The organism is Nitratireductor sp. WH36-1, assembly GCF_058725515.1.
The window spans coordinates 357,831-369,292 of sequence record NZ_JBZXDP010000002.1; the positions used below are offsets into that span (position 1 = coordinate 357,831).

13 protein-coding genes are annotated in these 11,462 nt (G+C 61.3%); 8 read left to right on the forward strand and 5 right to left on the reverse strand.

Going from position 1 to position 11,462, the window contains the following annotated elements; genetic code table 11:
- Nucleotides 1–35: 35 nt before the first annotated feature.
- The gene (gene arsH / locus AC4PTT_RS20830) at nt 36–767 is read left to right on the forward strand and encodes an arsenical resistance protein ArsH (RefSeq protein ID WP_113156650.1); all 732 of its coding nucleotides are present in this window, start codon (nt 36–38) and stop codon (nt 765–767) included.
- A 142-nt stretch (nt 768–909) separates the two neighbouring features.
- On the opposite strand, the gene AC4PTT_RS20835 is transcribed toward arsH, so the two are convergent.
- From AC4PTT_RS20835 to AC4PTT_RS20855, 5 genes are all read right to left on the reverse strand, one after another.
- Nucleotides 910–2,163: an ABC transporter substrate-binding protein gene (locus tag AC4PTT_RS20835; protein ID WP_113156649.1), complete on the reverse strand. Its 1,254-nt coding sequence runs from the start codon at nt 2,161–2,163 to the stop codon at nt 910–912.
- Between the two features lie 70 nt (nt 2,164–2,233).
- Complete coding sequence (locus AC4PTT_RS20840; protein WP_113156648.1) at nt 2,234–3,061, reverse strand: carbohydrate ABC transporter permease; 828 nt, start codon at nt 3,059–3,061, stop codon at nt 2,234–2,236.
- Nucleotides 3,058–3,957 (reverse strand): carbohydrate ABC transporter permease, encoded by a 900-nt coding sequence (locus AC4PTT_RS20845; RefSeq protein ID WP_206549305.1) that lies wholly within the window; start codon nt 3,955–3,957, stop codon nt 3,058–3,060. Before AC4PTT_RS20845 ends, AC4PTT_RS20840 begins: the two co-directional genes overlap by 4 nt.
- Nucleotides 3,954–5,024, reverse strand: coding sequence for an ABC transporter ATP-binding protein (locus AC4PTT_RS20850; protein ID WP_206549304.1), 1,071 nt, complete (start codon nt 5,022–5,024; stop codon nt 3,954–3,956). The genes AC4PTT_RS20845 and AC4PTT_RS20850 overlap by 4 nt, the downstream gene beginning before the upstream one ends.
- Nucleotides 5,025–5,085: 61 nt before the next feature.
- Nucleotides 5,086–5,715 (reverse strand): TIGR00725 family protein, encoded by a 630-nt coding sequence (locus AC4PTT_RS20855; protein ID WP_492162634.1) that lies wholly within the window; start codon nt 5,713–5,715, stop codon nt 5,086–5,088.
- 153 nt (nt 5,716–5,868) lie between these two features.
- On the opposite strand from AC4PTT_RS20855, the gene AC4PTT_RS20860 reads away from it, so the two are divergent.
- The 7 genes from AC4PTT_RS20860 (at nt 5,869) to AC4PTT_RS20890 (ending at nt 11,462) form a co-directional block, all read left to right on the forward strand.
- Nucleotides 5,869–6,519 carry a DeoR/GlpR family DNA-binding transcription regulator gene (locus tag AC4PTT_RS20860; protein WP_492162635.1) on the forward strand — a complete coding sequence of 217 codons (651 nt, stop codon included), beginning with the start codon at nt 5,869–5,871 and terminating at the stop codon, nt 6,517–6,519.
- A gap of 369 nt (nt 6,520–6,888) precedes the next feature.
- Complete coding sequence (locus AC4PTT_RS20865) at nt 6,889–7,209, forward strand: ArsR/SmtB family transcription factor (RefSeq protein ID WP_492162636.1); 321 nt, start codon at nt 6,889–6,891, stop codon at nt 7,207–7,209.
- A gap of 156 nt (nt 7,210–7,365) precedes the next feature.
- A complete protein-coding gene (locus AC4PTT_RS20870; protein WP_113156642.1) occupies nt 7,366–8,250 on the forward strand; it encodes an MBL fold metallo-hydrolase in 885 nt (294 codons plus the stop codon).
- 151 nt (nt 8,251–8,401) lie between these two features.
- Nucleotides 8,402–8,830, forward strand: a complete 429-nt coding sequence (locus tag AC4PTT_RS20875) for a YeeE/YedE family protein (RefSeq protein WP_206552970.1) — start codon at nt 8,402–8,404, stop codon at nt 8,828–8,830.
- Nucleotides 8,830–9,273, forward strand: a complete 444-nt coding sequence (locus AC4PTT_RS20880) for a YeeE/YedE family protein (RefSeq protein ID WP_206994662.1) — start codon at nt 8,830–8,832, stop codon at nt 9,271–9,273. Before AC4PTT_RS20875 ends, AC4PTT_RS20880 begins: the two co-directional genes overlap by 1 nt.
- A 2-nt stretch (nt 9,274–9,275) precedes the next feature.
- Nucleotides 9,276–9,638, forward strand: coding sequence for a protein tyrosine phosphatase family protein (locus tag AC4PTT_RS20885; protein WP_206552972.1), 363 nt, complete (start codon nt 9,276–9,278; stop codon nt 9,636–9,638).
- Between the two features lie 75 nt (nt 9,639–9,713).
- Entirely contained in the window at nt 9,714–11,462 is a 1,749-nt protein-coding gene (locus tag AC4PTT_RS20890) for a SulP family inorganic anion transporter (RefSeq protein ID WP_492162637.1), read from the forward strand.

Here is an 11,462-nt window from a genome sequence, read left to right on the forward strand (position 1 = left end):
GGGCGATGCCGCCTTGCGCGCCCGTGAGAATGCCAATGACCCTTCCAAGCCAGCCCATAGACAACCTCCCCAACCTCGACGAGGAACAGTTTCGGACAATCGATCCGGAAGCCCTGTTCCAGCCGCCCCTTTCGACGCATCCGCCACGCATTCTCATGCTTTATGGCTCGCTGCGCGAACGCTCCTATTCAAGACTGGCCACGGAAGAAGCTGCACGGATCCTGCGCAGGCTGGGAGCGGAGGTTCGCATCTTTGATCCTTCGGGCCTGCCATTGCCCGACGCGACATCAGCGGACCATCCAAAGGTCAAGGAACTGCGCGATCTGTCGATGTGGTCGGAGGGACAAGTCTGGTGCTCGCCCGAACGCCATGGCTCAATGACCGGGATCATGAAGGCGCAGATCGACTGGCTGCCGCTGTCACTCGGTGGCGTAAGGCCGACACAGGGCCGGACCCTTGCCGTGATGCAGGTCTGCGGCGGATCACAGAGCTTCAACGCGGTAAACCAGCTGCGTGTGCTCGGTCGCTGGATGCGGATGGTTACCATCCCCAACCAGTCGTCTGTGGCCAAGGCGTTTAACGAATTCGATGCCGAGGGCCGGATGAAACCCTCGCCTTACTACAATCGCATCGTCGATGTGATGGAAGAACTGATGAAGTTCACGCTGCTCCTGCGCGACCGCACGGAATACCTGACTGACCGCTATTCCGAACGCGTTGAGAGCGCGGAGGAAGTGTCGAAACGGGTCAATCAGCGCTCGCTGTGAAGTCCGCTCTGTACAACTTGCTGTCAGATGGAAGCGTCTGACAACCGCATGATTGCGAAAAAGCAAAAGACAGACTGACTCCACGGGCCCGAAAAACGCCGGCGAACGGTAGAGAAAACCGCCCGCCGGCATTGCGCTTGGGCTAGTTCATGCCAAGGAGGTCGCGCAGTGTCTCGGCGAGATCCTTGGTCGTTGCTTCAGCGTCTGCACCTTCGGTCACTTCGACCAGCGACGCTGCGATCAGATCAGTCGCCGCCACGCCTTCCGCACCTGGATACGCGTACCAGGGGCCGGCATAGTTTGCGACCTGGGTATGCGCCACGCGGGCATTGGGGTTGCTTGCGTAAAACTCGCCCAGATAGGCTTCGTCCTCGATCACCTTGGCGTTGGCCGGCGCGTAGCCGGTGTTCTCCACGATAATCTTCTGGCCCTCGGGGCCGGTCACGAAGGCCATGTAGTCCCAGGCAGCCTGTTGCTTGGCTTCGTCATCGGTCAGCATGACAATGGCCGAGCCGCCGGTCGGGAAGTAGACCTTGGACTTGTCTTCAGCAGCAACCGGCAGCGGCTTGACCGTCAGGTCGAACTTGTCGCCAGCGCCTTCCGTAAAGCGCGTCTGCAGTGAGGAGCTTTCGAACATGATGCCAAGCGTTCCGGCAGGGAAAGCCTGACGGGCGTCGTTCTCGGAATAGGACTTCATGCCCGCTTCATCGGCAAAGCGCTGATAAAGCCCCGCTGCCGTGATCCCTTCCGGGCCGTCGAAGGTGATGTCGCTTTCGTCCTCGTTCATCGGACGACCGCCATGGGAACCAAGCAGCGACTGGAAACGCCAGTCATGCCGACCGATCCATACGCCATCCGTTGCACCGTCGAGCGCATTGATTTTGGCGGCCAGTTCGATCACGCCATCGAACGTATCCGGGAATTCCTCCATCGAGCCGCCGGCTTTCTCGACAAGCACCGGGTTCACATACATGACCAGGGTCGAGGCCGAGGTGGCCAGCGCATACTGCGTATCCTGGAAACGGCCGAGGGACAGAAGCGCCGGCGTATAGCCCTGCGCGAGCGGCTCGTCTCCGAGGAACCCGTCAAGCGGCTGGGCCAGACCACGGTCTTCCAGAACGCGCCAGAGGTTGAGCCCGACATAGGCGACATCCGGGCCTGTGCCGGCAACCGATTCACGAAGCAGGCGCTGCACCCCGTCTTCGTAGCCCTCGGCGGCGCCGTCGAGCGTGATTTTGACGTCCGGATGCTTCTCCATGAATGCATCGGCCAGCGTCTTCTGGGTGTCGGCCCAGATCGTGGGGATCGCGTAGTGAACGCGGATCTCGGTTTCCTGCGCGTGCACGCCGGTCACGCCGGCTATGGCAAAGACTGATGCGAGTAGTGTCTTTCTCATGTCGTTTCACTCCTGATTGATGGAAGTCGTCGGCGCGGTTGGATCCGGGCACATTCTGGAATTGCTCGGCTCAACCCTTCAGTCCTCCAGCGGCAATGCCCTGAATGAATTTGCGTTGAGCCAATAGGAAAGCGATCACGAGCGGTGCGGTGACGATAACGGCGGCAGCCATCAGCGGGCCGACATTGTCGCCGGATTCCTGATCGCGAAAATAAAGGATGCCGCGCGGCGGCGTGGCCAGATTCGGGTCCGTCGTCGCGATCAGCGGCCAGAACAGGTCGTTCCAGTGCGCGGTGACCGAGAAGATCGCGAATGCCGTCGCGGCCGGCAGGGCCAGGGGGAAAGCGATGCGCCAGACAATGGCGGTCTCGCTCATCCCGTCCACGCGGGCTGCATCAAACAGATCCGCCGGCAATTGCGCGAAAAACTGCCGGAAGAGGAAAATGCCGAATGCGGTCTGAATGAACGGCAGGATCAGCGCCCACATCGTGTTCAGAATGCCGATTTGGGCAAAGCCCAGAAAAATCGGGATCGCCGTCACATGGAATGGCACCAGAAGGGCGGCGACGACCAGACCGAAAAGCAGGCCGCGCCCGGCAAATCTGCGCTGGGCAAGCGCATAGGCGCACGGAACGGCGAACAGGATCTGGAAGAAAAGGATGCCCGTCACCATCACAAGCCCGTTCCACAGAAACAGGGGAATGTCCGTTTCGGTGAGCGCAAAGGTGAAATTGCTCCATTCGATCTGCGACGGCAGGAACTCGATTGTCGTCGTGAAGATCTCGTCGCGCGGTTTGAACGCCAGTGACAGCATCCACACGAAGGGCAGCAGAATGACGGCTGCACCCGTCAGCAGGAGAACGAGAGGTAGCACGCGGCTGCGGATCGGATGGTTCATCGGTAATGCACCCGCTTTTCGACAAAACGGAACTGGATGAGGGCGAGCGCGAGCAGGAAGGCGAAAAACACCATCGTGATGGCGCTGGCGTAGCCGGCCTTGAAGTAGACGAAACCTTCCCGGTAAAGCGCATAGACAAGCGTGTCCGATGCGAATGCGGGACCGCCCTTGGTCATCGTGGCCACGGTTTCAAACACGCGGAACGCATTGGTCGCGGTCACGACCATCACGAACAGTGTCGTCGGTCCGAGCATCGGCCATGTGACGGTCCAGAAACGCGACCACCCGCTCCCCGCGCCGTCAACTTCGGCGGCGTCATAGAGTTCTGACGGGATTGCCGCGAGGCCGGCCAGAAAAAGCACCATGTTGTAGCCGACACTCTGCCAGATGCCGATCATGGAGAGTGTGTAAAGCACCAGCCCGCGGTCGCTGAGCCAGTTTGGCGTCGGCAGCCCCATCGAGAACAGCGTCTGGTTCACAATCCCGAGCGAGGGGTGCAGAACCATCTGCCAGGCGACGGACATGGCGACCAGCGTTGCCGCCACCGGCAGGAAGTAAACCGTCTTCAACACGTTGGAGAGACGCGGAGCCCAGTTCGACATCTGATGCAGCCCGGCCGCGACAAGCAGGCCGAAGCCGACCGAGAACGGGATCACGATCGCCACATAGATCAGCGTGTTGGTGACCGCGCGCCTTCCGATGCTGGAGGAAAAGAGCTTGATGTAATTGTCCAGGCCGCTCCAGTTGAAGCTCGCAGCGCCGAACTGGTAGTCGGTGAAGGACAGGACCGCGACAATGGCCACTGGCAGGAAGATGAAGAGAAACAGCGCAAGGGTCGCCGGCCCGACGAGCCACAGATCGGTCAGCGCCTGACGCCGTTCGATTGACAGCCTCATGGGGTTGTCCTCCGCCGAACGCCCGTTGCAGCGTCAAACAGATGCAGTTTGTGCGGCGCGTACCCGAGGCGGACTTCGCTGCCGGGTGCGGGCACGTCGAAATCGGCAGGCGCTATCGCCCGGATCTCTGTGCCTTTCGCGCTGCGCAGGCTGAGAACGATTTCCGAGCCCAGATATTCGGCAGATTCCAGCCGCCCGGTCAGTGCGCCGGTCGCGGCGGGCGCAAGATCTTCGGGCCGCAGGCCGACGATGGCCCCGTCGACATCGATCCCGTCGCCCGGCTCAAGGAAGTTGATGGCGTTGTGTCCGATGAAGGCGGCGACGTCGCGATTTGCCGGCCGCTCATAGAGTTCACGAGGCGCACCTGCCTGTGCGACATCGCCGCCGATCATCACGACGATCTGGTCGGCCATGGCCATCGCTTCGGTCTGGTCATGCGTCACATAGACGAACGCCTTGCCGGTTCTGCGATGCAGCGCGCTGATCTCGGAACGCATGCGAATGCGCAGCCGCGCATCGAGGTTGGACAAGGGCTCATCAAGAAGAAACAGTGCAGGATCACGCACCAGCGCGCGCCCCAGGGCCACACGCTGCTTCTGCCCTCCCGACAGCTGGCCGGGTTTCCGGTCCAGCAGTTCGGCCAGTCCCAGACTTTCAGCCGCTTCGCCAACCTTCGAGAGAATGGTCCGGCGCGCCTCCGCCGCTCCCGGCACGAGAGAGCCGAGAAACGGGACGCGCCCCAGTGCTGAAAGGTGCCGCATGGTGAGCGGCAGGGCGATGTTCTGCGCGACAGTCAGATGCGGATAAAGCGCATAGGACTGGAACACCATGGCGACGTTGCGTTCATAGGCGCTCAGACCGCTCACATCGGAGCCGCCGAGAAGCACCTCGCCGGATGTCGGCCGGTCGAGACCGGCCATGATGCGCAGACTGGTGGATTTGCCGCATCCGGAAGCGCCGAGAAGCGCGGTAAAGCTTCCCTGCGCAATCGTGATCGATACCTTGTCCAGCACGGTCTTATCGCCAAAGCGTCGCGTGACGTCGCGCAACTCAAGTATTGCTGACATGGGTGTATGTCGCCCTCTCGAATGTGAGATAGTTTACACGTATCAGGCCAATATGTAACCTTTATGACAATATAGCACTGGCAATGAGGTGCGACGACAAACGCTCGATTGCATCGTCAGCGCCGTTCGCGCGCTCTGTCCCCTCGATATCAGGCGCATCTCCAAGGACGATGACCGGCTTCGAGAAATGCAGCCCGTAGGCGATTTCGCTAAGGGTCCCGTAGGAGCCACCGACCGCAACAAGAACAGCACAGGATTTGGCAATGATCATGTTGCGGGCTTCGCTGAAGCCCGTTGCAATGGGCAGCATGATATCATCATTGGCCTCGCGCCAGTCATGGCCCGGCAACAAACCCACCGTAAGACCTCCGGCAGCGCGGCAACCCTTTGCTGCTGCGGCCATAACGCCAGTGCGCCCGCCGCAGATCATCGTGAGGCCGAGCGCGCCTATACCCGCCCCGACCTGCTCGGCCAGCGCCAGCTTTTCCGCATCGCATTCGCGCGGACCGATGACGCCCACGGGAATCCGGCGCGCTGCCGTAGCTGCAAGCTGCGCAATGGCCTGTCGCGCCGTCGCCTCGCGCGCGCCCTCGGGCGCGGCTGCCGGCTTCCAGGACCAGCCCCAGGGATCCAGACGGCCATTGACGCCGTAGACGGTCCCGTCCGCCAGACGATAGATCGGTTGTGTCATTTTATGCCTCGCTTTTCTTGCGCATGTTCAGTATTGTAAGTTTTCTTACATTACAGCGAGCATCTGAACAAGCACATGAAGCATGACGCTCAACGAGCCCAACTGAACACCCGACAAAGCGAGATACTGGCCCGCGCGGAAGCATCCGGCTTTGTGACGATCGAAGGATTGGCCGAAGAGTTTGGCGTGTCGGCGCAGACGGTGCGTCGCGACATCATCCTGCTGTCGGAAGCCGGATTGCTTCAGCGCTTTCACGGCGGCGCAGGTGTCATCGGCAGCACCGAAACCCTGCGCCTGGATCACCAACACAAGCGCAGCATGGCGGTGGACGACAAATTGCGCGTTGCAGAGGCTGCCGTCGCCCTTCTCCCTGACGGAGCCAGCGTTTTCTTCGATGTTGGCACGACGAGCGAAATGACAGCCAGCGTCCTGAACCAGCGTCCCGGCTTTCGGGTATTCACCAACTCAATGCGCGTCGCCCTCGCCTTCGACCCCGCGCAGCATGACGTCAATGTCCTTGGCCGCAAGGTCGAGGGGCGCGACGGCTCGCTTGTCGGAGAGGAAATCATGCTCTCTCTCGCAGCCCTGCGCTTCGACTTCGCGCTGATCGGGTGCTCCGCAGTGGATACCGAGGGGCGCGTGATGGATTTCGACCTGTCGAAGATCGCAGTCAAAAAGGCCGCCATGAAGGCAGCCTCCCGGAAGCTCCTGATTGCAGCGCCCAGCAAGTTCGGCCGCACGGCGCTCTCCGCCTTTGCCGAGATTTCGGAGTTCGATGCAGTGGTTGACGGGACCTCGTCATAGGGCGCTACCCATCAGCCCGACTGGGCGCGAGAATCCACCTCAACCCCGTATGAACCCGCACTGCGGAAGCGCTGAGCGACTTCGCTCAGCGAAAAACGCCCCCCCGATCAACTGAAGTCCGCGCACATTGCCGCGATCGGTCCTGCCACATTATCGGCAAGCACGGCCCCGCCCTTCACGCATCAGGGCGAGGCTCCGCACCACCAATAATCAACGACCCGCCCTGAGCAAAAGCGCGCCCTGCGGCGCAACGAAACGCCATTGCGCCGCTGGCGTTACACACCTCCTGAAAATCGACCTCCGACCCACCGTACGACCGCAGCGGAATTGATGTTGACTTTATATACGCATCAACGTATATACGCATTTATGAATATTAAACCCGCCATCAACCCGGACGAGATGCGCACCGCCGTAGATCAGGCGAGCGAGCTGATGAAGGCGCTATCGAACCCGCACCGCCTTTTGATCCTTTGCAGACTGATCGACGGGGAGAAATCCGTTGGACAACTCGCGGAGTTCCTCGGCATCCGCGATTCCACGGTTTCGCAGCATCTGGCGCTGCTCCGTCGGGACGGCATCATTGCCGGTCGCCGCGACGGACAGACGATCTGGTACCACATTGAGGGAGATATCGCCCGAGAGGTAGTGGGCGTGCTCTACAATCACTACTGCTCAGCCGGCACCTGATCACCCGTCGCCTGAAGCGTGCCAACCAGCCCAACCAGCGCCGCTCATCGTCAGCGCACAAATCAACCACAAGACAACATCCGCACAGAAACGCAGACAGCATCATTCGACTGTCAGCCGCCTGTCGATCATGACAATGAACAAGAGGACGTTTCCATGACAGCCAAGCCCGAAGTTACCGGCTTTTTTGATCCGCGCACCTGGTCGATCCAGTATGTCGTCGCCGATCCTGAAACCGGCAAATGCGCCATCATCGACCCTGTTCTCGACTATGACGAGAAGTCGGCAGCGACAGCGACCACACATGCCGACAACATTCTCAACTTCATTGCCAGTAAGGGCTATGAGATCGAGTGGATTCTCGACACGCATCCGCACGCCGACCACTTTTCCGCCGCTGCCTATCTCAGGGACAAAACCGGAGCGCCGACCGCAATCGGTGAAAAGGTGACAGAGGTCCAGAAGCTGTGGAAGGGGTTTTACAACTGGCCCGATTTCCCGGCAGACGGCTCGCAGTGGGACAAGCTCTTCGCCGATGGCGAGACCTTCAAGATCGGCAACATCCCTGCAAAGGTGATGTTCTCACCCGGCCATACGCTCGCGTCGATCACGTATGTGATCGGTGACGCCGCTTTTGTTCACGACACACTGTTCATGCCTGATGGCGGCACGGCCCGCGCGGACTTTCCCGGCGGCAGTGCGACAGAACTCTGGAAGTCCATTCAGGATATTCTGGCCCTGCCCGACGAAACGCGCATCTTCACCGGCCACGACTATCAGCCGGGCGGGCGAGAGCCCATGTGGGAATCGACCGTGGCCGAGCAGAAGGCGAAGAACATCCATATGTCGGTCTACAAGACTGAATCGGAGTTCGTCACCGCACGGGACGCGCGCGACAAGACGCTTTCCATGCCGAAGTTGATCCTGCACGCCCTGCAGATCAACACCAATGCCGGACGGCTTCCGGAACCCGAGAAGAACGGACAGCGCTATCTCAAGATTCCGATGAACCTGCTGGAAGGCGCCGCCTGGGACGACTGATGGAGGATTGCAGTTCTGGGTGGAGCCCAGCGACAAAAGGGAAAGGGGGCGGAACGGCCGCCTTCCCGGAGAAGCACACCACCTGGAACCGCCCACCACTTCCCCCGGCCTGAGCACTCCTCAAACCGTCGACATCAAGGACCTAGAATAAATGACTGAATTCACCCCGTGGCTCTCGCTGCTGGGCGGCAGCCTGATCGGCCTTGCCGCAGTGCTGCTGATGGCTTTCCACGGCCGCATAGCCGGCATGACCGGAATCCTCTCCGCTCTCATCCCACCCCTTTCAAGCGACTGGGGCTGGCGCGCGGCATTCATTGTCGGAGCCATCGGCGCACCGGCATTGATCGTCGGCCTGACGGGCTACACCATACCCTTTGAAAGCCCCACCCCCGCGCCCTGGCTCATCATCGGCGGCCTGATTGCGGGCGCCGGCGCTTATTTCGGTTCGGGCTGCACCTCCGGGCATGGTGTCTGCGGCATGGCGCGTGTCTCGCCCCGCTCAATCGTCGCGACACTCACCTTCATGGCGTCAACCGCCATCACCGTCTTTGTCATCCGTCACGTCATTGGAGGTCTTTAATGACCCGGATCTTCTCCGCTCTCGTCATTGGCCTGATCTTCGGGGCCGGCATTGCACTCTCCGGCATGGCCAATCCGGCAAAGGTGCTGAACTTCTTTGATGTTGCCGGAAGCTGGGATCCTTCCCTCGCCTTCGTCATGGGTGGCGCCCTCGTGGTTACCGCCATCGGATACACATTTGTCCTGAAGCGCAAAGCACCGGTCTTTGACCGGCTGTTCCACCTGCCGACCCGCCGGGATATCGATCTGCCGCTTCTCGCTGGTTCGGCCGTGTTCGGCATCGGCTGGGGCATCACCGGCTTTTGCCCGGGCGGCGCAATCCCGGCGCTGGGGCTGGGCTATTCCGATGCCTGGGTTTTCGTCGGCTCGATGGTCGCCGGCATCGCGCTTGCCAGAATTGCCCGGCACACCATGGCCGCACGCGCAGCCGGAAAGGCGGTCTGAAAATGTGGCCCTTTAGTCTTTTCCGGAGATCCGGGAAAACGAACGTCCGGAAGATCGACGAACGTTTCGCGACCGCCGGGCAGGTTCGGCCCGAAGACATCGCTCAACTGGCGCAGGAAGGCTATGTCGCCATTCTCTGCGCGCGGCCCGACAATGAAGAGCCGGGTCAGCCCGCATTCGCGGTGATTGCCTGCGAGGCGGAGAACCACGGCATGAAAGCCGTCCACGTCCCGGTCACGGGAGCGCCGTCGGCGGCACAGGCCGACCGCTTCAAGGAAGCAATGAAAGCTTTCGACGGGCCGGTTCTGGGATATTGCCGATCCGGCGCACGGGCCGCCGTGCTCTACTCATCCATCAGGCAGTGATCTGCCGGTGACCGACCCAACGCCATCGCGCCGGACGCGATGGCGTCCACCCCTTATTCGCGTGACAGACCGATCATGACCAAAGCATCTCGATATTTTCCGTTTCTCCAGTGGATCAGGGACTATGACGGAACGGTGCTGACCAGCGACCTTCTGGCCGCGGTCATCGTCACGATCATGCTGATCCCGCAATCACTCGCCTATGCCATGCTGGCCGGCCTGCCGGCGGAAGTCGGCCTGTACGCCTCGATCCTGCCTCTGGTGGCCTATGCGATATTCGGCACCAGCCGCACACTCGCTGTCGGCCCCGTCGCCGTCGTCTCGCTGATGACCGCCTCGGCCGTCGGGCAGATTGCAGCGCAAGGCACGCTGGACTATCTCACCGCAGCAATCGCCGTGGCGCTGCTGTCGGGCGGCATGCTCATCATCATGGGCATTTTCAGGCTCGGCTTCCTCGCCAATTTCCTGTCACATCCGGTGATATCGGGCTTCATCACCGCATCCGGCCTGCTGATCGCAGCTGGCCAGCTTCGCCACATCCTCGGCGTATCGGGTGGCGGCGGCACGCTTCCAGAAATCCTCGGTTCGCTGTCCGGTCAGTTCACTGCCATCAATCCGGTCACGCTCGCCATCGGCGTCAGCGTTCTGGCCTTCCTGTATTTCGCCCGCAAATATCTAAAACCCCTGCTGGTCGCCGCGGGCATCCCCGCGCGCGCCGCAGACATGGTGGCGAAAGCAGCTCCGATCCTCGCGGTTGCAGCAACGGTTGCACTGGCTGCCGCCCTCGATCTGGGTGCGCGCGGCGTCGCGCTGGTTGGCGCAATACCGCAGGGCCTGCCAGCCTTCGGCGCACCTGCTCTCTCGCTCGATCTCCTGTCGACGCTTCTCGTACCTGCCTTCCTCATTTCGGTGGTCGGCTTTGTCGAATCCGTTTCCGTGGGACAGACCCTTGCGGCCAAGCGGCGACAGCGCATCAATCCCGATCAGGAGCTGATCGGGCTGGGCGCCGCCAACATTGCTGCCGGTCTTTCATCCGGCTATCCCGTGACCGGCGGCTTCGCGCGCTCCGTGGTCAATTTCGACGCCGGCGCACAAACCCCCGCCGCGGGCATTTTCACCGCTGTCGGGATCGCGCTCGCAGCTTTGTTCCTCACCCCGCTGCTCGCCAGCCTGCCACAGGCGACCCTTGCCGCAACGATCATCGTTGCCGTGCTTTCGCTGGTGGATTTTGGAGCGGTGCGCCGGGTTTTCGCCTATTCCAGATCCGACTTCGCAGCCATGGCCGCCACCATCCTCGTCACGCTTGGCTGGGGCGTCGAACTCGGCATCGTTGCCGGTGTCCTGCTGTCGCTGCTGCTGCATCTCTACCGCACCAGCAAGCCACACACGGCCATCATCGGCCAGGTGCCGGGCACCGAGCACTACCGCAATATCGAGCGGCATTCCGTCCTCACCAGCCCGGAAATCCTGTCGATCCGCGTCGATGAAAGCCTGTACTTTGCCAATTCGCGCTACCTTGAAGACACAATCGCCAAGCACGTGGCCGCCCGGCCGGACCTCAAGCACGTGATCCTGATGTGTTCGGCTGTTAACGCGATCGATGCATCGGCGCTGGAAAGCCTCGAAGAGATCAACCGTCGCCTCTCCGATGCTGGCCTAGGTTTTCACCTGTCGGAGGTCAAAGGGCCGGTCATGGACCGCCTCGGGGACACTGAATTCCTGAAACATCTCAACGGCAGGGTCTTCCTCAGCCAGCACGAAGCAGTTTCGGCGCTCAGGGAACCCCGTCAGCCTGTAATGGAAAGAGCGACCATCGACGCCTGA

Coding starts and splice junctions, on each gene's coding strand:
- arsH (WP_113156650.1), top strand. CDS start 36: ATGACCCTTCCAAGCCAGCCCATAGACAACCTCCCCAACCTCGACGAG.
- AC4PTT_RS20835 (WP_113156649.1), bottom strand. CDS start 2,163: ATGAGAAAGACACTACTCGCATCAGTCTTTGCCATAGCCGGCGTGACC.
- AC4PTT_RS20840 (WP_113156648.1), bottom strand. CDS start 3,061: ATGAACCATCCGATCCGCAGCCGCGTGCTACCTCTCGTTCTCCTGCTG.
- AC4PTT_RS20845 (WP_206549305.1), bottom strand. CDS start 3,957: ATGAGGCTGTCAATCGAACGGCGTCAGGCGCTGACCGATCTGTGGCTC.
- AC4PTT_RS20850 (WP_206549304.1), bottom strand. CDS start 5,024: ATGTCAGCAATACTTGAGTTGCGCGACGTCACGCGACGCTTTGGCGAT.
- AC4PTT_RS20855 (WP_492162634.1), bottom strand. CDS start 5,715: ATGACACAACCGATCTATCGTCTGGCGGACGGGACCGTCTACGGCGTC.
- AC4PTT_RS20865 (WP_492162636.1), top strand. CDS start 6,889: ATGAATATTAAACCCGCCATCAACCCGGACGAGATGCGCACCGCCGTA.
- AC4PTT_RS20870 (WP_113156642.1), top strand. CDS start 7,366: ATGACAGCCAAGCCCGAAGTTACCGGCTTTTTTGATCCGCGCACCTGG.
- AC4PTT_RS20875 (WP_206552970.1), top strand. CDS start 8,402: ATGACTGAATTCACCCCGTGGCTCTCGCTGCTGGGCGGCAGCCTGATC.
- AC4PTT_RS20880 (WP_206994662.1), top strand. CDS start 8,830: ATGACCCGGATCTTCTCCGCTCTCGTCATTGGCCTGATCTTCGGGGCC.
- AC4PTT_RS20885 (WP_206552972.1), top strand. CDS start 9,276: ATGTGGCCCTTTAGTCTTTTCCGGAGATCCGGGAAAACGAACGTCCGG.
- AC4PTT_RS20890 (WP_492162637.1), top strand. CDS start 9,714: ATGACCAAAGCATCTCGATATTTTCCGTTTCTCCAGTGGATCAGGGAC.